The organism is Enterobacter cloacae complex sp. 2022EL-00788 (assembly GCF_026627565.1).
Taxonomy (GTDB): Bacteria; Pseudomonadota; Gammaproteobacteria; order Enterobacterales; family Enterobacteriaceae; genus Enterobacter; species Enterobacter pasteurii.
Genome location: NZ_JAPNMC010000006.1, coordinates 215,715 through 235,440 on the forward strand (window position 1 = coordinate 215,715; position 19,726 = coordinate 235,440).

Consider the following 19,726-nt stretch of genomic DNA (forward strand, 5'->3'; position numbering starts at 1 on the left):
CACAGTATCAACCCAATATGAAGCGGCTTTCCCGGCGCTGATTTTCCGCTGCCGGCTGGATCAAATATGTTTTTCATTTACTTGCCAAATTTAAAATTAATTACATTATCGCAACACAATATGTCGCATTTTATATTCTTAAGATAATTCTATAATTTTAAATTAAGCATAAATGAGTGTGGGAGAATTTATAGTCTTTTTTTTACGGCTATCATTCTTTTTTTGAACCCCGACACACATATGTCGGCAATGTTCCTAAGGTAAAGATATAGTTACCGTTATGTTGTTCATTGATGCGCATATAAATACTTTTCCCCGGATAGACGAAAAATTGCGGTAAATATTCTTCCAGCCAGCTATCTTCGACATTATCATCCGGGAAGATCATATTCTTATCTGACGTCAGCAAATACAGGCGATCCTTTCGCTCCACCTGAAATGAAATTTTCCGATCGATAATTTTATTCGGATCGTTCTGCGACCGGGCGTTCATGCTCAGGGTGCCGAATTTGCCGTCGAAGGTATAGTTCAGCCAGACCCCTAACGTCTCATCCGGATGGTGCTGAAACAGGTTCGCCTGGCATGTAAAAGGGTGGACGTAGGATCGGTGCCACAGGTAATAGCCCGTCATTACCCCCATCGTAACGAGGCAGGTCGCGAGGATGTACAGCATCTGCTTAAAACGAGTCATGCTAGCTGTCCTTAAGAAAATAATCAGATATACAGCGGTTGGGTTCCTTCATAGGCCGATCGCAGCGAATAACGGAAGCGCGGGGAAGCAGCGCGTACCAGCTGATATAAACCCACGGGTACTGCGCGCAGTCAGCCTTGAAGGGTTCCACGTAAGTCAGCGCAGAAGCGCGCTCGTTCTGAGTCTGAATATCGTTAGCCAGATAGACGCGACAGGCCCCGATGGAGGCCGCAAAATGGTAATCCTCAACAAAGCGGTTTTCCGTTGCGCTCATGTAGCCCGTCACGCCTGCACCGGCCAGTATGATAAGCAGCATTCCCAGAATCACAGCCGGCCAGCGGGTAGGCTTCACAGAGACGGGGGCTGCTGGCTCCGCAGCCTCCAGAGAAGGCGCTGACGGCTCCTCTGGCTCGAGTACCTCAGGACACTTTTCATCTGCTGCCGGAGCCGCGCCGGGCAAAGGTTCTCTGATGGCGATCTGCGTATCGCTTGCCAGCGTCAACCCAATACGGGGGATCGTGACGATAGGATCGGTTTCAAAACCAATCTTTTTTAACCCTTTGCGCAGAATTGAAATGTTCTGGTAATAGGTATTGGGAGAGACGAGCATGCCACGGCTTTGCCAGACAATATCAAGAAATTCCTGTTGAGTAACAATCGACCCCGCTCTGTCGATTAATAACAGCAGGCACCGGCCTGCTGGCGAATTTAACACAACCACACGGTCAGGATTGTTGATATCACGTAACGTGCTGGCCGCAGGATGAAATTCGACGATATTATTAATTATGTAATGCTTATGCATAGGGGCTGTATGAATTCTCCGGTTAACGCATAGTGAACCTGAATCACCGTATGACTGAGAAGACAACCTCGTCGTGTTTAATGTGAACGATAAACGGCAGGCTGTATATCTCAGCAATTGGCGAAAAATCTTAATTCATATTACCCTCCTGCAGCTTCACTGAACCTGCATAAGAACGCAGCCCTTGCACGATGCGGCTTGCGGGGTTGAGACATAAGCCATGACCCTGTTTTCTGAACTTTTATGAAGCGACATTTCGCCTCCCGAATTATCCTGAATCAGTAAATTACTCGTTAATCATGATCCCTCCTCCTGAACCGTTCCAGACACCCTTGACATTGACAAAAACATACACAAAAAAAGATTGTACGCCGCGGACAAGCATGTCCAAAATATTCAGAAACGTGAAACCTCATCTTTTCTTAACCTCTTAACTATCAACCATTTTGCGCTTATCCGCCTATATTTTGTGCATCAATGCATCAGTTTTTACCGATGATAACGCTCGTAAATTGTTATGCCCCGTCAGTAACTTCACACCCGCACTGACACCAGCAGACAAAACCCTTACAAAACATTTATCAAAGCTAAATTTTCATGAAAAACAGCGGTTATCATAATTTACAGAAAGCAAAGCGGAATTAGGCCAATCAGAGGAAACGTCGTAACCGGCCTCGATCGTAGCAATTAATACAAATTTAGATTAATTCAGATTACCTCTTTATTGGCCGTCGTATAGTAGGCCTACACTATGCAATGCGTCATTGCTTCGAGAATACTGGCGATAACACGGTAAATAATTCGCCTGATTACTATTATAAATCGAGGGAATAATATGACGAATACAACCCAGACAACACAGCATATTACTATTGCCTTGATGGGTGGCGATCGTTATGCAAGAAACGGTATTAAAACGCTATTAAGAAGCATTAATAACGATCTTCAAATCAATATCATTGAAGGGGGTTATGAGCAGCTTGATAACGTGCTGTCGTTGACGCGCCTCGATATCTTATTTATATCCGGCGCAGAAAAATACCATACGGGATATGGCTCGCTGAAATATTTAAAAAAAATTAAGGCCATGCATCCCGATGTGATTATCTGCCTGTATTCAACATCTGCCCATTCGCTGTTATGGGTCCGGGAAAATATTGATGCGTATATCTCGTTACAAAACACGGTTTATCAGTGGCGAAGCAAGTTAGCAAAGATGGTGGATAAACATTATCGACCGCAAAAGCAGCCAGCGGCGTTATCGCTGACGCCAGGAGAAAGGAGGGTATTAAAGGAACTCAGGAACGGACTGGATATACGTTACATCGCAGAACTGGAGAAACTTTCATATCGCCGGGTGAGCGCCTTAAAAAGCTCAGCGATACGAAAACTCGGGCTCAGGAATAAGACAGATTTGCTGGTCTTTTTAACCAGTTAGACCTGCCGCTTTCAGAGCAAATCTCGTAATAAAAAAAATGAAGGAATAGTGAAATGAAAGCACGTATGACACGCACCTCTCTGCTGGCATTAACCATCGCCGCCCTGCTGCCAGCAGGCTCTGCACTCGCCGCCACCACCAGCGGCGGCACGGTTAACTTTAGCGGGAAAGTGGTGACCTCTGCCTGTGCCATCAGCGCCGGTAGCGCCAATATTGACGTCGACATGGGTGAAGTGCGTACTGCAACGCTTGCTGCGGCAGGCAGCGAAGCCAGTACCGCGAAGGCCTTCTCCATCACGCTGGAAGACTGTGAAATCGCCGATACCTCAGCCTCCACGCCAGAAAACCCGATTGCCGCAACGACCGTGGCCGTCACCTTTACCGGTACGCCGGACGCCACGGATACCAATAGCCTGGCGGCAGGGATAAACGGCGGTGCCGGGTCGGCGCAGCATGTCGCTATTCGACTTTATGACGAACAGGGCAACGTGGTGAGGCTGGGTGAGCCCGCGGCCGCGATCCCGCTGCGTAAAGGAGAAAACACCCTGAACTTCAGCGCGAAGTATTACTCCCCGCAGGGCGGAGCCACGGCGGGTGATGCCAGCGCTGTCGCCACCTACACCGTTACCTATTCGTGACCTTCAGGCCCGGCCTGCTGGCCGGGCCTGGCTCAGCTTTCAGGAGACGCACAATGCGCGTAAACACATGGATTTGCCTGACTGGAACGTTATGTTCAACCGCCGCGTATGCCGGCGGCGTGGGATTAGGCGCAACGCGACTGGTCTACTCCGGCGCGGCAGCGCAGACAATGCTGCAGGTGAGAAATACCCATCCTGACGCCACGTTCCTGATCCAGTCGTGGATGGAGGACGAAAAAGGCAGCCGTACCCGCGATTTCGTCATCACGCCTCCGCTGTACGTCATGAAGCCCGCCAGCGAAAGCGCGGTGAAAATTATGTTCAACGGCAACGCCCTGCCTGCCGATCGCGAAACGCTTTACTGGATGACGGTTAAAGCTATCCCACAGCAGGTAAAAAACGGCTCCGGCAACTCGCTGCAATTTGCGTCGGCCAACCGCATCAAGGTTTTTTATCGCCCGGAAGGGCTGGCTGAAGGCGTTGGTGATGGCTGGAAAAAGCTGGCCGGTGCGTATCGCGCGGGGAAGGTCACGCTTACCAACCCGACGCCGTACTACCTCACCACCATTAACGTGAAAATCGACGGCAGGCCGGTGAAGCCCGTCATGGTGCCGCCGAAGGCCAGCGTGACGCTGGCGGAAACCTTCAGCCACGCGAGCAGCATGAGCTATCAGACCATTAACGATTATGGGGCATGGACGCCTGCGACCCGCACCACGTTATCCCAATAATAAAAACAGTAAGGCGTGACCACATGAAAACAAAAATCCTGTGCGCCACGGTAATCGCCCTGGTGATTCGGCAAGCCGCGGCTGCTGAAAGCGAGCTGCAGTTTAACCCCGCGTTTCTCAACGGCGAGAGCGCAAACGGCGCCGATCTCGCCTGGGTGAACGCCGGCAGCGCGCTGCCTCCGGGCGATTACAACCTCAACGTGTATATCAACACCCGGTACGCCTTCACAGGGAATGTCACGTTCCGCGCTGCTGAAAACAGATCGGGCGAAGCTCTGCCGTGCCTTACGCCAGAGCAGTTCGCCGCGCTTGGGATTGAAAGCCGTCAGGAAAAAGGGGATGCGCCTTCGCCTGCCCGGGGCTGCATTTTTGTCACCCGGTCAGTTGCCGATGCCCGGTTCGATTTTGACCAGAAGACCCTCACCCTCAGCTTCACCGTGCCGCAAAGCGCGATGCGCAACGTGCCGCGCGGGTACGTCAGCCCCGAGAGCTGGGAATCAGGAATCCCTGCCGCATGGCTGAACTACGTGGTCAACGGCGCGAATAATGAATACCGGGGCGAGACGCGCACGCGGGAACAGCAGCTGTTCGTCAGCCTCAACAGCGGCGCCAACCTTGGCGCATGGCGGCTGCGTGATTTCACCACGTGGACCAAAGAGGGTAACGAACTGACCCACGTGCAGACCTGGCTACAGCGGGATATCCGCGCCCTGCGCGCTCAGATCTATGCGGGGGAAACGTACACCTCGTCGCAGGTGTTCGACACCGTTGGCCTGCGTGGAGTAGCCCTGAAGACCGATGACAATATGCTGCCCGCCAGCCTGAGCGGGTACGCCCCTGAAGTGCGCGGCATCGCGCGCAGCAACGCCACGGTGACGGTTCGCCAGAACGGCAACATCATCTATCAAACCTCCGTTCCGCCGGGGGCCTTTGTGCTGAAAGATCTCTATCCGACCTCTTCCGGCGGCGATCTCACGGTCACCATTCAGGAGAGCGACGGCAGCCAGACGCGGTACACCCTGCCCTTTGCCAGCGTGCCAAATCTGGTGCGTAACGGTCAGGTGAAGTATGCCCTGGGAGCGGGGAAATACCGTCCGGTGGGCAATCAGATCTCGCCCTCCTTCGCCCAGGGCGAGCTGTTTTTGGGCTGGCGATATGGCCTCACGCTTTATGGCGGAGCGCAGTTTTCCGATCGCTATCGCGGCCTGGCCTTCGGTATTGGGCAGAACCTCGGCCGCTTTGGCGCGTACTCTCTCGATCTGACCCATGCCAGGAGCCAGCTGGCCGATAATCAGCGCTACACCGGCGATTCGGTGCGCCTGCGGTACAGCAAGCTGCTGAACAATACCGGTACGCGGATCAACTTCTTTTCGCTGCGGTACTCAACGGAAGGGTTTTATACCCTCAGCGATACCGCGTGGAAGAGCATGGCGGGGGGAGCGCCGAAGCAGACCGTGGAAGCGGATGGCACCGTCACCACCCATTACGATTCGGTGTACAACCTGCATATGGCGCGTAAAGCCAAAAACCAGCTGCTGGTGTCGCAGCCGATGGGCGAGTACGGCTCGCTGTCGCTGTCATGGGATCAACAAACCTACTGGAACACGTCGAAAACCATGCAAAGTTTGCAGTTCGCGTGGAACGCTACGTTTCGTAACCTGTCGCTTGGCATCAGCGCTCAGCGAAGCTCGAGCCTGTACGACAGCAGGAAAGATAACCTCCTGGCGCTGTCCCTTTCGGTACCGCTGGGCAACCCGGCGCTGTCGACGCGTCTTCGCTTTACCGCCACCCATGCGGACCCGGCCGGCACTACCGCCAGTACAGGCGTGAGCGGATATCTGCCGGGGCAGGAGAACCTCTTTTATAGCGTCAACCAGCGCTACAGCGCGCAGCAGCACTACGGCGGCGATGCCGCGCTGCAGTATGAAGGCGCATGGGGAGACTATAACCTGGGCTACAGCTACGCCGGCGACTCCCGCAACCTCAGCTACGGAATGCGCGGCGGCGCGGTACTGCATGAAGATGGTCTGACGCTAAGCCAGCCGCTCGGGAACACCAATATTCTGGTGAAAGCGCCGGGAGCCGGCAACGTCACCGTGCTCAACCACAGGGGCATTAAAACCGACAGCCGGGGCTATGCGGTGATCCCCTACGCCACGCCGTACCGCGTCAATCAGGTTGCGCTGGATGTCACAACCGTTGGCAGCGACGTGGAGCTGGAGAACGCCATCGTCAACAAAACGCCGACCGACGGGGCGCTGGTTCGCGCCACCCTCACCACGCGTCAGGGGGCTAAAGCGATGCTGATCGTGCGTCATGCGAAGGACGTGCTCCCATTCGGCGCGCTGGTCTCATCAGAGGATAACTACGCCAGCGGTATCGTCGGCGATGGCGGCAGCCTGTATCTGACCGGCCTGTCAGCAAAAGGAACCTTAAGCGCCGCGTGGGGACGCGGCAGCGGCCAGCGCTGCACCATTCACTACGCGCTGAACGCGCAGAATTATAACGCCCGCACCGGGCTTTATTCACAGGAGGTGGTATGTCAGTAACCGTCCGGTTTCTTTATCTGGTCCTGCTGCTGCCGATCGCCGTTCCGGTACGCGGCTATGACGTGCTGGTCTCCGTTACCGGCAGCGTCATCGGTAATACCTGCATCGTCGCGGAAGCGTCGAAGGAGCAAAACGTGCCGCTGGGCACTCCCGGCATCAAACAGTTCAGCGAGACGGGCGCGGTCAGCAACGTCAAAACGCCCTTCGCGCTCAGGCTTGAGGAGTGCGGGCCGACCTTTGCCGGAGTAAAAATTCGCTTCAGCGGCAGCCCGGATAGCGAGAACCCGCAGCTGTTGAAGATTGCCGACGGCGGCGCGACCGGCGTGGCGGTGCAGATCCTCGACCGCGACGGCGTACCGATCCCGCTGGACGCGCAAACCCGCACCTACGGCGCGGCGGGCGATGAGAGCGTGAACATGACGTTTTATGCACGGCTGGTCGCGACCGGCGCTCCCGTAACGGTCGGCGACGTTTCCGCCGTGGCTACCTGGACTACGGAGTATCAATAATGCGTATTTTTCTGACGATCGGCTGGCTGCTGGCGTCGACCAGCGCGCTCGCAATGGAGTGGAAATCAGATATCGTGCTGTCGCCCCAGCCGATGACCTACAGCGGCCCGGCGGACTCCATCACGCCGGGTAAAATCATCGGCTCAACGTGGAGCGCCACGGCGAATGTGCAGGAGGTCTTCTGGTGTGGACTGGTGTTTACCTGTAACAAAGGCACGCTGGAGCCGGGAAGTAGTGCCATATCAAGCGGCATGACGGTCACCGTGGACGGGGCAAATTACACCATTTTTGAAACCGGCGTGCCCGGCGTGGGGTACATCATCGGGCTGAAGGACTTCAACGGTACCACCTGGGTACCGCTGCAAACCGGCGTTACCCAGAGCTATCCCGCAGACGGCACCAACGGCTATGCCACCTCTTTGGGCTGGTCGGCAAAAGTGACCTTTATCAAGACCGGTACCGCCCTGAAATCCGGCGTTTATCAGACCGGTACCCTCAACGCGGCGATCCTGACGGCCTACAACAACGAAGTGAAAACCGCGCAGGTGATCATCAACCCTACCACCATCACGGTGACGGCAAGCGGCTGCACGGTGGGGGCAAAAAGCGCCAACGTTGAGCTGGGCGCCATTGACGTCCACACCCTGCCCGTGGTTGGAAGCACCTCGCCGTCGGGGGAGTTTACCGTCAGCCTGAGCTGCGATGAGAACGTGGCGGTTAACGCCGTCATGACCGATCAGACCACGCCGTCAAACACCTCATCGGTCGTGTCGTTGACCGGGGACTCCACGGCCTCCGGCATCGGGGTGCAGTTTTACTATAACGGCACCGGGCCGCTGACGATGGGGCCGGACAGCTCGGCCGCGGGCACGGTGGGACAGTTTTATATCCAGACCACCGGTGCGGCACAAACGCTGTCGCTGCCGTTCCAGGCGCAGTATATCCGAACCGGAGAACTGGTCCCCGGCTCGGCTAACGCGCTGGCGAGCATCACCTTTTCGTATCAGTAGGCTTAGTGCTTAACCCACACCAGCTGATCGACCCGGAAGCCCAGACTGCGTGCGGTATTCAGGTAGTCCTGTTTTACCGCATCCGGGATGGTCGGGGTGCGCGATAAAATCCACAGGTAGTCGCGGTTCGGGCCGCTGACCAGCGCATACTGGTACTTATCGTCCAGCCTGATCACGTTATAGCCGCCGTAGAACGGGCCGAAGAACGACACCTTCAGCGCGGCCGTGGTCGGCTCGCCGGTAAAGTAGGCTTTACCTTCGCTCTCGTTCCACTTGTTCTTCACCGGATCGTAGCCGCGGTTAAGCACGCTGATGCCGCCGTCGCTGCGCTTGCCGTAAGTCGCAGTAACCTGTTCCAGACCGCGCTCGAAGCGGTTTTCCAGTCGGGCGACTTCATACCATTTGCCGAGATAGCGGCTGGCATCGAAGCCTGAGATGGGCTGCACGCCTTTCGGCGGCGTGGGAGATTTACAGGCAACCAGCGTCAGCGCAATGGCGACACCGGTAACAACAGGCCATAGCCTCATGAGAGCTCCTTTCTTTTACGCGGTTGGAAGTTAAGTGTAGTGCACCGGTGCGGTGCTTCATCTCATCATCAAATATTCGTAGTATATTGAGATTATTCCTTCTCTTCGGATGCAGACATGGCTTACTCCATCGGCGAATTCGCCAGACTCAGCGGCATCACCGCCACCACGCTGCGGGCGTGGCAGCGCCGCTATGGTTTACTCAAGCCAGAGCGCACGGACGGCGGCCATCGCCAGTACAGCGACGAGGACGTTCAGCAGGCGTTAAAAATCCTCGACTGGGTGAAAAAAGGCGTCCCCATCGGCCAGGTAAAATCGCTGCTGGAGCGCCCCGTCCCGCGTCGCGCCAACAACTGGCAAACCCTGCAACAGACCATGATGCAAAAATTGCAGGAGGGAAAAATCGAATCCCTGCGTCAGATGATTTACGACGCCGGACGCGAATACCCTCGGCCGGAGCTGGTGGCTAACGTGCTGCGTCCGTTGCGCAGCCAGATATCAGCTAACGTCGCCGCCGCCATGACCCTGCGCGAGATCCTCGACGGGATTATCATCGCCTACACCTCGTTTTGCCTTGAGGGCGACAAAAAAGCGCCGGGCGATAACGTTCTCATCAGCGGCTGGTACCTCAACGACCCGTGTGAAATCTGGCTCGAAGCGTTAACCCGCACCGGCCAGGGCCACCGCATCGACATCCTGCCGGTTCCCCCTGCCGCGCTGGCGCCGGAAATTTTCCCGGATCGCAAATGGCTGCTGGTCACCAGCGGCAAACTCACCGCCGCGCGGAAAAAACAGGTCGCGCAGTGGCAACAGCAGGTTTCCCTTGAGGTGATTATCCTCTGATTATTTTCTGCTGTGGCAAACTTCACGAAAAGTTGAATATTTTTCCGCGCAGCGAGTGCTAACGTTTTCCTGTCACCCATTACACACAACAGGAAAACGCGATGAAAAAAACACTCCCACTGCTGATGTTCTCTACCCTGGCCTTCGCCCCTGCCGCCTTCAGCGCCCCGGCAGGCACGCTCAGCGTGCACGTCCTTGACCAGCAAAACGGTATGCCGCCATCGGACGTTACCGTCACGCTTGAGAAGCAGCAGCAGGACAAGTGGACCCCGATTGCCAGCGGTAAAACCGACCACGACGGGCGTATCAAATCACTCTATCCGCAGGATCGGGATATGGAGCCTGGCGTGTATAAAGTGACCTTCAAAACCGCCGATTACTTCCACGGTAAAAAGCTGGAAACGTTCTTCCCGGAAGTTCCGGTTCTGTTCACCGTGACGCGTACTAACGAAAAGCTGCACATCCCGCTTCTGCTCAGCCAGTACGGTTACTCGACCTACAAGGGCAGCTAATTGCCTTTGATTTTAAAGGCTATTAAAAAATAATTCCGCCAATACTTGGACAAATACTCATTGTTGTGTAACTTTTAGATATGAGATCGGGAGGTGCACACCATGACAACAAAACCTGTGCTGGGTATTAGCGGATGTTTGACCGGCTCCGCCGTTCGCTTTGACGGCGGGCATAAGCGTATGGGCTTTGTAATGGACGAGCTGGCCCAGTGGGTCACTTTCCGGCCCGTTTGCCCCGAGATGGCCATCGGTCTGCCTACGCCTCGTCCGGCGCTGCGCCTGATCATGACCACTAGCGGCGAGACAGAAATGCGTTTTAGCAAAGCGCCGCACGATGACGTTACGCAGAAAATGGCCGACTTCACGCGCGATTATCTGCCAAAAATCGGCGATTTGTCCGGTTTTATCGTCTGTGCAAAATCACCGAGCTGCGGCATGGAGCGCGTGCGGCTGTATGATGAAAACGGCAACCGGGGCCGCAAGGAGGGCGTCGGGCTGTTCACCGCCGCTCTCCTTGAATCCTGGCCGTGGCTGCCCGTGGAGGAGGATGGTCGACTGCACGATCCGGTGCTGCGGGAAAACTTTGTTGAGCGCGTCTTCGCCCTCCACGAGCTGAACGTGCTGCGTAAAAATGGCCTGACGCGCCGCGCGCTGCTGGACTTCCACAGCCGCTATAAGCTTCAGCTTCTGGCGCATCATCAGGCAGGCTACCGTGAAATTGGCCCGTTTGTGGCATCGCTGCACGAGTGGGACGATTTGGACGCGTTTTTCGTGGCGTATCGCGAAAAGCTGATGACGATCCTGAAAAAACCCGCGTCACGTAAAAATCACACTAACGTGCTGATGCACATTCAGGGCTATTTCCGTAACCAGCTGAACCGCCGCCAGCGCGGTGAGCTGCGTGACGTGATCCTGCACTACCGCGACGGACTGCTGCCGATCCTCGCGCCGCTGACGCTGCTGAAACATTATCTGGCCGAATACCCTGACCGGTATCTGATGACGCAAAACTACTTTGATCCCTATCCTGATGATTTGGGTCTGCGTCTGGCCGTAACCTGATAATAAAGAAGCGAAGGCCCCGTTGACCCACAGAGGCCCAAAGCCGTACCCCGTTTAGACGACACCTCATTGTCGTCTTTTTTTTGCACTCCGCGCAAAACACTGTAACTATATACAGGTTAAGACAGCACCGCGGAGTAAACCAATGATCAACACCCTGCATATTCAAAACTACCGCTCGATTCGCGACATGTCGCTGGAGCTGGAACAGCTCAACATTGTTTTCGGCCCCAACGGCACCGGGAAATCCAATATTTATAAGGCGATTTACCTGATGCACAGCGCGGCGCAGGGGCAATTTTCCCAGGCACTGGCGAACGAGGGCGGCATTTTGAAGGTGTTCTGGGCGGGTCAAACCCGTAGCGATCGGCTGCGGCGCATGAACCTGGCGGTGGAAACCGAAACCTATGAGTATGAACTCCAGGTCGGGTTTGTGGAAAAGCTGCCTTATCCCTCGCAGTTTCAGCTCGATCCGGTGATCAAAGAGGAGTCTATCTGGCTGAGCGGCCAGCACCGTCGCCCGTCGTCACAGCTGATGAAGCGCAGAAATCAGGCGGTCTTCCTCAATAACGTCCATCATGAAAAAGTGACCCACAGCGGCACGCTGTATGAGAACGAATCGGTATTCGGGCAGCTCGGTGAACCGCACCTCTACCCGGAAGTGTCGCAGATGCGCGAGTCCCTGCGTAACTGGCGCTTTTATCATGAGTTTTCCGTCTCATCCGGCTCGGCGATCCGCGCGCCACAGGTGGGCTTCCGCTCCCCGGTGCTGGCCAGCGACGGCGCGAACCTTGCCGCCGCGTTTCAGACCATTGTCGAAATCGGCGACGAACTGCTGCTGATGCGCATCCTCGACCAGGCCTTCCCCGGCTGTGTGTTTTACAGCGACAACACCGGCGGACGCTTTCGCATGATGATGCAGCGCGAGGGCTTAAGCCGCCCGCTGGAACCGGCAGAGTTCTCCGACGGCACCCTGCGCTTCCTGTGCCTGGCGGTGGCGTTACTCAGCCCGCGGCCACCGGCCTTTATCGCCCTCAACGAGCCGGAAAACAGCCTTCACCCGCAAATGCTGCCCGCGCTGGCAAGCCTCATTGCCGAGGCCAGCCGCTACTCGCAGATCTGGCTCACCAGCCACTCGCCGCAGCTGGCACAGTTAATTGAAAAGCACCGGTCGTTTTCGCTGTATCAGCTGTCGATGGTGGAGGGCGAAACGCGGATGGAGCGGTTGGGGTAGTTGCCAGGTGACGTTACGTTTACCTGGCCTACAGGCGAGTGCGGAACGTCTTACGCCACTCCGCCGGACTGACGCCAAAGCGCGCCTTAAACTGCTGCCGGTACGTCACCGCGGATAAAAACCCCACCTGCTCGGCGACGTTTTCGATGGGCAGATTGCCGGACTCCAGCAGGATCTGGCTGCGCCGCAGGCGCTCGGCGGTGAGCCAGTCGGCCACGCTCATCCCCGTGGCCTTGCTGAAATGGCGGGTCAGCGTCCGGCGGCTCATCGAGACGATTTCCGCCAGCGAATCCAGATTGTGCGGTTCGGCAATGTGCTGCTGGAGGTAGTCAATCAGACAGTTGATCCGCCCGTCGCGGGTATCCTTCGGCACCGGCTGCGCAATGAACTGCGCCTGCCCGCCCTCGCGGTGCGGCGGCACGATCATCCGACGGGCAATCTGATTGGCGACCACGCTGCCAAAGCGCTGGCGGATGATATACAAACAGCAGTCCAGCGCGGCGGCGGTACCCGCAGAGGTAATAATATTGCCGTCAGCAACATAGAGGGCGTTGATATCCAGCCGGACCTGCGGAAAGAGCGACTGAAACTGGCGTTCAAACTCCCAGTGGGTGGCGGCCCGCTTGCCATCAAGGATGCCCGCATAGCCCAGCACGAACGCGCCCAGGCACAGCCCGACGATTTCTGCCCCGTTGTTTCGGGCCTGAATCAGGCTGTCGATCAAGGCCTGGGGCGGACGTTCAAGAACGTGCTGCCAGTAAGGCACCACCACGATATCCGCTTGCCCCAGGGCAGTAAAATCCTGCGTCGCATTCAGTGCAAAACCGTCATTTGAGGTCAACATGCCGGGTTTTTCGGCGCAAATTGTCACGTTAAAGCGCTTTTCACCCGACACCGTATCGCCGAACAGAATGCAGGGAACGGAGTAGTGGAACGGGCTAAACCCGTCCACCGCGACGATAGCAACGTTGATGAGTGGCATCTGTCTCTCCTTTCCTTTCAGAGGCTCAGAATATAACGGTTTCGCCGTCCTGGGGAATGCTTACCGCGTCACCGATCTGATTGGCTTCAGCGTACTCGCGCAGCGCGCGGCGGGTCAGCAGGCAATGGTTAATGGCCTCCATATGGGTCGCCACAATTTTCGCCTGAGGCAACAGAAAATGCACGTTAAGCAGGTCTTCCTGCCCCATGATGATCGGCCCAAAGCCGATGACGTGGGCATAACCGGCGTTGAGCACGACGACATCCGGCCGGTGCTTTTGCAGATCGGCCGCAACCTCATCGCGCCAGATCGTATCTCCGGCAATATAGAGCGTTTTTTCATCGGGATGGCGTAATACCACTCCGCAGGCTTCGCCCAGCCGTTCCGCCAGCTCCGGAACGGCGTAGGCGCGATCGGTTCCGTGCTGGCCGCCGTGGGTTTTCGCTATGCGGATATCGCCAAACGACGTTTCATCGGTCATGACCGTCAGGTTGTTAAATCCCTGGCCGCGCAGCAGCGCGGCGTCGCTATCATTTTGCACGTAGATCGGCTTATCTTTGGCGATCAGCTCAACGGCGTGCCGATCCCAGTGATCGTCATGGGTATGGGTGACGATCACGGCGTCGGCATCCAGCAGCGTATGAACGTCGACCGGAAGCTCGACCATCGGGTTGCGAATATCCGCGCGCGCCGTGCCGGGAAAGCCCGGATAAGCGCCCTTCGGGGCCAGCATCGGATCGATTAAAAAGCGTTTTCCCGCATAGGTAATCAGCTGGGTGGCATTGCGTATTTGGGTGATGTTCATGGGCTATCCTCCGGTTGGTATGAGAAGGAGAATAGCCGCATGCTGTCGTTTAAAATGTGGGTTACAGGGCGATGATCGATGGAATCGGGTCAATCGATAAACCGCTTGCGCACCCTTTCCAGCGGAGCAATCAGCAGATTGATAAGCGGCTTACGATCGATGACGATATCGGCGTTAACCGTCATCCCGCCCATCAGCATGCGCTTTTTCTTGTCCGGATCGGTAAACCAGGAGGGAACGCGCACTTTGGCCAGGTAGTAGTTTTGCCCTTCCTGCAGCGGGATCAGCGCCGAATGGGCATCAATGTTTACCTCATAGAAATCGGACAGCGTTGCCTCCACCGATCCGTATTTGTCCACGGGCCAGGAGTCAAAGCGCAGCTTGACCTTATCGCCTTTCGCCACGCGCCCCACCCCCGTTGCCGGAACATAAAGGTACCCTTCCATCGTGGCCGCGGTATTTTTACGGATCACCACCACCACCTCGCTGTTTTGCGTAATGGCCCGGCCGGGCGGGAAGTTAATCGCCACCACGTAGCCATCCGCAGGGGCAAGCATGGCCATGGTCGAACTGCCCCGGCTGGACAGGTTACGGTCGATTTCGCTGATGCGGTTTTTCACGTACAGCTGCTCCTCGCTCAGGGAGTCGATTTGCGACTGGGTGCTGTCGGTCAGGCTGGTTTTGCGCGCCTCAAGCTCAAGGATCGTGCTCTCCTCCAGCGTCAGGTTGAGCTGCGCGTTGAGCACATCGTTGTGGCTTTTATCGAGGTCCACTTTAGAAACATAGCCCTTTCCGGAGACGGATTTCCACGCCTGGTAGGTGTCGGTGCTGTTTTTAAGCAGCGCGCGCAGCTTTTTCACCTTATCGCGGGAAACGGCTATCTGCCGGTCGGTAAGGCTCAGCTGCTGGGCCAGGTTTTTGCGGTACGACGCAATAGAATCCTCAATAGCCTGAATGCGCTGCTCGCTGCGCTTTTTCTCGGCTTCCATCTGCTGGCGGTCAAACTGCACCACCGAGCCCTGCTTGCCGCCGTAGTCCTGCGACACGGTGAACAGCGGATCGTTTTCCTTCACGTACTGGCCCGGGCGTACGGCAAAATCAACCAGCGTACCGGACTCCCGGGCGCGCACTTCGACATCGCCCTGAGCCGGGATCAGCACCCCGCGAGCCAGCGTGGTTTCCGAAAAATTAAAGACAATCGCAAAGACCAGCAGGCAGAGAAAAAAGGAGATGAACAGCGCCAGCACGGTTTTCAGCCGCGGCGCGTTGATGTGGTAACTTTTTGAGAAGTGGTGCGGGATCAGCGCCCGACGCTGTCGGCTTCGGTTTTTTAATTTCACGATATGTCATCCATGATAAATCACTGAAAGATCGTCCCAGGCACTCCAGAGCGTGGGGGTTTTGCGCAGCGCGTTTAGCGTGTCGGTGGCCGCCTGACGGTAATCCTCCGGCGCATACGCCTGGCTTTCCAGCGCAAATTCCGCCGAGTGCAGCGAGCAGACGGGCAGAAGCGTGCGGATACGGTAGCCATAGCGCGATAAAAAGCGCGTTGAGACATCCGTTAATCCTGCCTTTTGATCGCCCGCCTGAGTCACAAACAGCGGCGCGCCCGGCAGGCGTTCGTCCATCAGCAGCACCGTCACCAGGCGATGGGGGGCGAAAAACGAACCGGCGCGCCGTTCTTCATGTGCCGCCATGAGCTTATGCAGCGCGGGGTGGCGGGTAATAAACTGAAAGCGTACATCCTCTGGCGCGGTGGCGAGCAGCGCATCTACGATCAGACCAAAGCCCGCCCAGCGCATCCCCAGAAGCAGGGTGCGGGGCGAGCTGTAGAACGCCTGCGCCTGCGTCCACTGCGCGACATAGGCGTGCAGATCGAAGCGGACGTTGCGTCGCCATAGCGCGGGCGGAAAGATCTGCTCCACGAAGTTAAAACCACTCAGCTCATGGGCGTTCTGGTGCAGGAAATCAGCCGGGACGTCGGCCTCAGGGCAGCGCATAAACTGGCTGTAGTTTTGGGCGATCCGGTTTGCCAGTAGGGTGCGCCCGGCCTGGCGCGCGCAGAGTCGGGCATAGAGGCGCGGCAGAAACATCATTGCTCACTCTCCCGCAGGGTTCCGTTTTCCATGGTATAGAGACGTCCGTGGCAGCCCACCACATCCGGCGAGTGGGTGACAAACACCAGGCCAATCCCCAGGCTTCGCAGGTTCGCCAGCACCTTTTGCGCGGTCGTCTTATCCAGGTTCGCCGTCACTTCGTCGCAGAGCAGCAGCTTCGGCTGGCTGTAGAGGGCGCGCGCCAGAACCAGCCGCTGCATCTCCCCGGCGGAGAAAAAGGTGTTCCCCGGCAGCATTTCCGTTTCGTAGCCGTGCGGCAGACGGGCAACGACGTGGTCCACCTCAGCCAGCCGGCACGCGGCAATAACCTGATCTTTATCCGGCGCGCTGTCAAAGCAGGCGATGTTGTCCAGAATCGAGCCGGTGAAGAGAATATCGTCCGCATGTACGATGCGGATATGCTGGCGCAGCGAGGAGAGATCGCACTCCTCAACGGGGATCTTATTGATCCGCAGCGTGCCTGACGACGCCAGCAGCATGCCGGAGATCAAACGCAGCAGCGTGGTTTTCCCCGACCCGCTCTGGCCGACAATGACCGCCTCTTCGCCCTGCTGCAGGGTCATATTGATATGCTGTAGCGTGGCCTCCCGGCCAGGATAGGCAAATGACACGTCCTCAAACTGCAGACAGACCGGCGAGGTCACTATCCGCTTACCAAACTGGCTGGTCTCTGAAGGGGCGAACAGCAGGTCGCCCACGCGATCCAGCGGCCCCTTCAGGGCATTTTTGTCCAGCAGCTTTTGCGCCACCTGCACCATGGCGTCTGAAAAATAGCGTTTGTAGCTGATATAGGCGTACAGCATCCCGATACTCATCTGCCCTTCCAGAATCAGCCACGCACCAAAGCACACCACCAGCAGCTGTTCGGCATTGATCACCAGCAGCGAGGCCACGTCAAAGCGGGCCAGCAGCCGCTCTTTTCGCATCAGCCCGGCGATGTGTTCGCGCTGGGATTTGTCCATCACCGCGTCCCGGGCCTGCTCCATGTTGTTCGCCTTGAGCGTGATGATCCCTTTCTGCGTCTCCACCAGCAGAGATTCATACTGGGCGGTGCGCTCGATGGAGTCGTCCACCGCGCGCTGGTAAGGGCCAATCAGCGAAAAGCGGATCAGGAAAAACACGCCCATCAGCAGCATCGTCAGCACCGCAATTTTGACGTTATAGAGCAGCATAAACAGCAGGCTGGTGACGGCGATCAGGCTGGAAAAGAGAATTTGCACGTAGCCATTGCTGATGAATTCCGCGCAGGCGTGGAGCGATTTTTCAATGGCCAGCACGATGCCCGGCGGACGCGAGCGGAACCAGCTGGTCTGGGTGCGTAGCATGTAGTGCCGCACGGACTGGCTCAAGTCGTCATAGGCAATGTTACGCATCAGGATCTCAAGCAGCTGCTTGAGGAATTTACCGATGACTTCAAAAATAAAGACGATAGCGAAGATAGCGGTGAGCAATATCACCAGATCGCTGTCGCTGCGGGAAATAGCCTCATCCATGATCAGCTGTACGTAGGTGGGGCTCGCCAGCATGGTGATGAGGGTAAAGATACAGAGCACAAACAGCAGCAGCTGGCGCTGGAACAGGCTCGGAGATTTATTGGCCAGGCGCCCGAGGGTCAGCTTTTCATCCGGAGATTTCTTTTCGAAACACGGCGTGGGCTTAAGCTCAAGGACATAGCCGGAAAAGAGTTTTTCCGCCTCTTTCAGACGGTAGCGGCGCACGCCGCTGGCGGGATCGTGGACGGTCACGCTGCGGCTGTCGATCTTCACGATCACCACGAAGTGGTTGCCGCGCCAGAAGGCGATGAGCGGCAGCTCAGACGTTTCTATTTCAGTGATTTCGCCTTTTAGCACCCGGCCGGACATATTTTTATCGCTGGCAAGGGTCATCAATTCCGCCATTGAGGTTCCCGCATCGGCGGAAACGGAAATCTCCCGGCGCAGCTGGCTGACAGAGACATGGTGCTCGTAGTGCCCCAGCACCATCGCCAGGCAGGCCAGCCCACATTCGGTAAATTCATGCTGGCGAATAACAGGAGTCTTACCCTGCTTTTTATACTGAAAGAGCGAAAACATAATTATCCGTGGCTGAAATAAAAAAATGGCCCGGCAATGCGGGCCATGCGTACAACGTTCTTCACGCTTATGCGCTGAAGAAACCGCCGATGAAGCCGCCCACCAGGCCGAATACGCCGCCGATGGTGCCGCCCAGCGCGCCTAACATCTGGCTGCCCGCGTTATAGCCTGCGCTTGCGCCCTGAATAGCGGCCGCAAACGGATCCCAACCACCGATGATGTCCTGTGCTTTTTTGAAATCGATAACTTGCATGATACTTTTCCTGTAAACGTGAATTAGTTGTAGCTACCAACCAGCGCGCCCAGGAAGCCCATTGCGCCACCCAGAATTCCGCCAACCACACCGCCAACCATGCCCATGATGCTCGCGCCGGTGTCGTAACCCAGCTGTGCACCCTTAACCAGACCAGCGAACGGGTTTAACGCGCCACCGATAATATCTTTCGCTTCTACGAATGAAATCGCTTTCATTTTTTTCTCCTGTAGTTATGGATCTTTAGCGTGTTGCTAAAGGCTAATTTCCTTTTATGAAGGAAAGCGGTTGCTACGGGCAGGTGGTAAGCGGAATGATTTTATTTCCATAAATAATCATCCGCTTTGCGGCCTGTCCGGCATTATCTATTTCCAGCCGGCGCCCCGGCGGAATATATTTTGAATTGTTATATTGCGTGCTGCATCCGACCGAGGAAACATATTTAAAATAGGTATTCCCGGTATTACTCACCACCCCGTTGCTAAACGCATAATCAAAATGTCGGGTCCATGGACGAACAATCAAAATCGCCTCAAGCGAGACCACCACATCCGACTGGATGCGCTGGCCTTTGCGCGTGACAACCTTTGCCTGGAGCGGCGTCTCGGTGAATTTTACGCGATAATATCGCTCTTTATTGTCGTGCGGGCCGGTATAGTAAAATTTAAACCCTGCCCGCTCGCCGCTCCCCAACGTTAATTGCTTTGGCGAATACATGACTTCGCCATCTTTTATTTCCGTTTCTTTTCCCTTCTCTTTGGGAACGTCTACCTGGATAAGCGAGACGGTATAATTCTGCCGCTCGCTGGTATCATTTTTTATGGGCTGAAAAACAACTTCTTTCTCAGGCAGAAAATCAATATTCAAACTTTCGATAATTAAAGCATTTGCCCCTGTGGAAATGAAGCAATTTATTGCAAAAATAGCCAGGAATTTTGCAGTCATGGT

General features: G+C 56.1%; 21 protein-coding genes. 10 read left to right on the forward strand and 11 right to left on the reverse strand.

What is annotated here, in order from left to right; all coding sequences use genetic code 11:
- Positions 1-211: 211 nt before the first annotated feature.
- Both OWK27_RS11760 and OWK27_RS11765 read right to left on the reverse strand, forming a co-directional pair.
- Positions 212-691, reverse strand: coding sequence for a hypothetical protein (locus tag OWK27_RS11760; protein ID WP_193355406.1), 480 nt, complete (start codon positions 689-691; stop codon positions 212-214).
- A gap of 1 nt (position 692) precedes the next feature.
- Positions 693-1,496 carry a winged helix-turn-helix domain-containing protein gene (locus tag OWK27_RS11765; RefSeq protein WP_267590440.1) on the reverse strand — a complete coding sequence of 268 codons (804 nt, stop codon included), beginning with the start codon at positions 1,494-1,496 and terminating at the stop codon, positions 693-695.
- Positions 1,497-2,331: 835 nt separating this feature from the next.
- Here OWK27_RS11765 and OWK27_RS11770 point away from each other — a divergent pair.
- Genes OWK27_RS11770 through OWK27_RS11795 form a run of 6 tightly spaced genes read left to right on the forward strand, consistent with a single transcriptional unit; the run spans position 2,332 to position 8,371 of the window.
- Positions 2,332-2,934 carry a helix-turn-helix domain-containing protein gene (locus tag OWK27_RS11770; RefSeq protein ID WP_148420428.1) on the forward strand — a complete coding sequence of 201 codons (603 nt, stop codon included), beginning with the start codon at positions 2,332-2,334 and terminating at the stop codon, positions 2,932-2,934.
- A 53-nt stretch (positions 2,935-2,987) separates the two neighbouring features.
- A complete protein-coding gene (locus OWK27_RS11775; protein ID WP_267590441.1) occupies positions 2,988-3,572 on the forward strand; it encodes a fimbrial protein in 585 nt (194 codons plus the stop codon).
- Positions 3,573-3,625: 53 nt separating this feature from the next.
- A complete protein-coding gene (locus OWK27_RS11780) occupies positions 3,626-4,303 on the forward strand; it encodes a molecular chaperone (RefSeq protein ID WP_267590442.1) in 678 nt (225 codons plus the stop codon).
- Between the two features lie 23 nt (positions 4,304-4,326).
- Positions 4,327-6,852 (forward strand): fimbria/pilus outer membrane usher protein, encoded by a 2,526-nt coding sequence (locus OWK27_RS11785; RefSeq protein ID WP_267590443.1) that lies wholly within the window; start codon positions 4,327-4,329, stop codon positions 6,850-6,852.
- Complete coding sequence (locus OWK27_RS11790; RefSeq protein ID WP_267590444.1) at positions 6,843-7,361, forward strand: fimbrial protein; 519 nt, start codon at positions 6,843-6,845, stop codon at positions 7,359-7,361. The genes OWK27_RS11785 and OWK27_RS11790 overlap by 10 nt, the downstream gene beginning before the upstream one ends.
- A complete protein-coding gene (locus OWK27_RS11795) occupies positions 7,361-8,371 on the forward strand; it encodes a fimbrial protein (RefSeq protein WP_267590445.1) in 1,011 nt (336 codons plus the stop codon). The genes OWK27_RS11790 and OWK27_RS11795 overlap by 1 nt, the downstream gene beginning before the upstream one ends.
- A gap of 2 nt (positions 8,372-8,373) precedes the next feature.
- Here the strand turns inward: OWK27_RS11795 and OWK27_RS11800 are convergent, their stop codons facing one another.
- Positions 8,374-8,898, reverse strand: coding sequence for a lipocalin family protein (locus OWK27_RS11800; protein ID WP_148420422.1), 525 nt, complete (start codon positions 8,896-8,898; stop codon positions 8,374-8,376).
- A gap of 117 nt (positions 8,899-9,015) precedes the next feature.
- Here OWK27_RS11800 and OWK27_RS11805 point away from each other — a divergent pair, with 117 nt between their 5' ends.
- The 4 genes from OWK27_RS11805 to OWK27_RS11820 all read left to right on the forward strand — a co-directional run bounded on the left by OWK27_RS11805 (position 9,016) and on the right by OWK27_RS11820 (position 12,549).
- Positions 9,016-9,741, forward strand: a complete 726-nt coding sequence (locus tag OWK27_RS11805) for a MerR family transcriptional regulator (protein WP_148420421.1) — start codon at positions 9,016-9,018, stop codon at positions 9,739-9,741.
- Positions 9,742-9,842: 101 nt separating this feature from the next.
- Positions 9,843-10,253 carry a hydroxyisourate hydrolase gene (gene uraH, locus OWK27_RS11810; RefSeq protein WP_267590446.1) on the forward strand — a complete coding sequence of 137 codons (411 nt, stop codon included), beginning with the start codon at positions 9,843-9,845 and terminating at the stop codon, positions 10,251-10,253.
- 102 nt (positions 10,254-10,355) lie between these two features.
- Positions 10,356-11,315, forward strand: coding sequence for a YbgA family protein (locus OWK27_RS11815; protein ID WP_267590447.1), 960 nt, complete (start codon positions 10,356-10,358; stop codon positions 11,313-11,315).
- 145 nt (positions 11,316-11,460) lie between these two features.
- Entirely contained in the window at positions 11,461-12,549 is a 1,089-nt protein-coding gene (locus tag OWK27_RS11820; RefSeq protein ID WP_176609088.1) for an AAA family ATPase, read from the forward strand.
- A 28-nt stretch (positions 12,550-12,577) separates the two neighbouring features.
- Here OWK27_RS11820 and OWK27_RS11825 read toward each other — a convergent pair whose 3' ends face one another.
- The 8 genes from OWK27_RS11825 to OWK27_RS11860 form a co-directional block, all read right to left on the reverse strand.
- Complete coding sequence (locus tag OWK27_RS11825) at positions 12,578-13,531, reverse strand: GlxA family transcriptional regulator (RefSeq protein WP_193355412.1); 954 nt, start codon at positions 13,529-13,531, stop codon at positions 12,578-12,580.
- A 25-nt stretch (positions 13,532-13,556) separates the two neighbouring features.
- Positions 13,557-14,336 carry an MBL fold metallo-hydrolase gene (locus OWK27_RS11830; protein ID WP_267590448.1) on the reverse strand — a complete coding sequence of 260 codons (780 nt, stop codon included), beginning with the start codon at positions 14,334-14,336 and terminating at the stop codon, positions 13,557-13,559.
- A gap of 89 nt (positions 14,337-14,425) precedes the next feature.
- Positions 14,426-15,676, reverse strand: a complete 1,251-nt coding sequence (locus tag OWK27_RS11835; RefSeq protein WP_148420415.1) for an HlyD family secretion protein — start codon at positions 15,674-15,676, stop codon at positions 14,426-14,428.
- A gap of 6 nt (positions 15,677-15,682) precedes the next feature.
- Positions 15,683-16,432, reverse strand: a complete 750-nt coding sequence (locus OWK27_RS11840) for a hypothetical protein (protein WP_267590449.1) — start codon at positions 16,430-16,432, stop codon at positions 15,683-15,685.
- Positions 16,429-18,525: a peptidase domain-containing ABC transporter gene (locus tag OWK27_RS11845; protein WP_267590450.1), complete on the reverse strand. Its 2,097-nt coding sequence runs from the start codon at positions 18,523-18,525 to the stop codon at positions 16,429-16,431. Before OWK27_RS11845 ends, OWK27_RS11840 begins: the two co-directional genes overlap by 4 nt.
- 67 nt (positions 18,526-18,592) lie before the next feature.
- On the reverse strand, positions 18,593-18,778 hold the full coding sequence (locus OWK27_RS11850; protein ID WP_148420412.1) for a hypothetical protein: 186 nt from the start codon (positions 18,776-18,778) through the stop codon (positions 18,593-18,595).
- A gap of 23 nt (positions 18,779-18,801) precedes the next feature.
- Positions 18,802-18,996 carry a hypothetical protein gene (locus OWK27_RS11855; protein ID WP_013094846.1) on the reverse strand — a complete coding sequence of 65 codons (195 nt, stop codon included), beginning with the start codon at positions 18,994-18,996 and terminating at the stop codon, positions 18,802-18,804.
- Positions 18,997-19,069: 73 nt separating this feature from the next.
- Positions 19,070-19,723 carry a hypothetical protein gene (locus OWK27_RS11860; protein WP_267590451.1) on the reverse strand — a complete coding sequence of 218 codons (654 nt, stop codon included), beginning with the start codon at positions 19,721-19,723 and terminating at the stop codon, positions 19,070-19,072.
- Positions 19,724-19,726: the final 3 nt, after the last annotated feature.

Coding starts and splice junctions, on each gene's coding strand:
- OWK27_RS11800 (WP_148420422.1), bottom strand. CDS start 8,898: ATGAGGCTATGGCCTGTTGTTACCGGTGTCGCCATTGCGCTGACGCTG.
- OWK27_RS11815 (WP_267590447.1), top strand. CDS start 10,356: ATGACAACAAAACCTGTGCTGGGTATTAGCGGATGTTTGACCGGCTCC.
- OWK27_RS11765 (WP_267590440.1), bottom strand. CDS start 1,496: ATGCATAAGCATTACATAATTAATAATATCGTCGAATTTCATCCTGCG.
- OWK27_RS11840 (WP_267590449.1), bottom strand. CDS start 16,432: ATGATGTTTCTGCCGCGCCTCTATGCCCGACTCTGCGCGCGCCAGGCC.
- OWK27_RS11780 (WP_267590442.1), top strand. CDS start 3,626: ATGCGCGTAAACACATGGATTTGCCTGACTGGAACGTTATGTTCAACC.
- OWK27_RS11760 (WP_193355406.1), bottom strand. CDS start 691: ATGACTCGTTTTAAGCAGATGCTGTACATCCTCGCGACCTGCCTCGTT.
- OWK27_RS11830 (WP_267590448.1), bottom strand. CDS start 14,336: ATGAACATCACCCAAATACGCAATGCCACCCAGCTGATTACCTATGCG.
- OWK27_RS11850 (WP_148420412.1), bottom strand. CDS start 18,778: ATGCAAGTTATCGATTTCAAAAAAGCACAGGACATCATCGGTGGTTGG.
- OWK27_RS11770 (WP_148420428.1), top strand. CDS start 2,332: ATGACGAATACAACCCAGACAACACAGCATATTACTATTGCCTTGATG.
- OWK27_RS11860 (WP_267590451.1), bottom strand. CDS start 19,723: ATGACTGCAAAATTCCTGGCTATTTTTGCAATAAATTGCTTCATTTCC.
- uraH (WP_267590446.1), top strand. CDS start 9,843: ATGAAAAAAACACTCCCACTGCTGATGTTCTCTACCCTGGCCTTCGCC.
- OWK27_RS11795 (WP_267590445.1), top strand. CDS start 7,361: ATGCGTATTTTTCTGACGATCGGCTGGCTGCTGGCGTCGACCAGCGCG.
- OWK27_RS11855 (WP_013094846.1), bottom strand. CDS start 18,996: ATGAAAGCGATTTCATTCGTAGAAGCGAAAGATATTATCGGTGGCGCG.
- OWK27_RS11825 (WP_193355412.1), bottom strand. CDS start 13,531: ATGCCACTCATCAACGTTGCTATCGTCGCGGTGGACGGGTTTAGCCCG.
- OWK27_RS11790 (WP_267590444.1), top strand. CDS start 6,843: ATGTCAGTAACCGTCCGGTTTCTTTATCTGGTCCTGCTGCTGCCGATC.
- OWK27_RS11785 (WP_267590443.1), top strand. CDS start 4,327: ATGAAAACAAAAATCCTGTGCGCCACGGTAATCGCCCTGGTGATTCGG.
- OWK27_RS11845 (WP_267590450.1), bottom strand. CDS start 18,525: ATGTTTTCGCTCTTTCAGTATAAAAAGCAGGGTAAGACTCCTGTTATT.
- OWK27_RS11775 (WP_267590441.1), top strand. CDS start 2,988: ATGAAAGCACGTATGACACGCACCTCTCTGCTGGCATTAACCATCGCC.
- OWK27_RS11805 (WP_148420421.1), top strand. CDS start 9,016: ATGGCTTACTCCATCGGCGAATTCGCCAGACTCAGCGGCATCACCGCC.
- OWK27_RS11820 (WP_176609088.1), top strand. CDS start 11,461: ATGATCAACACCCTGCATATTCAAAACTACCGCTCGATTCGCGACATG.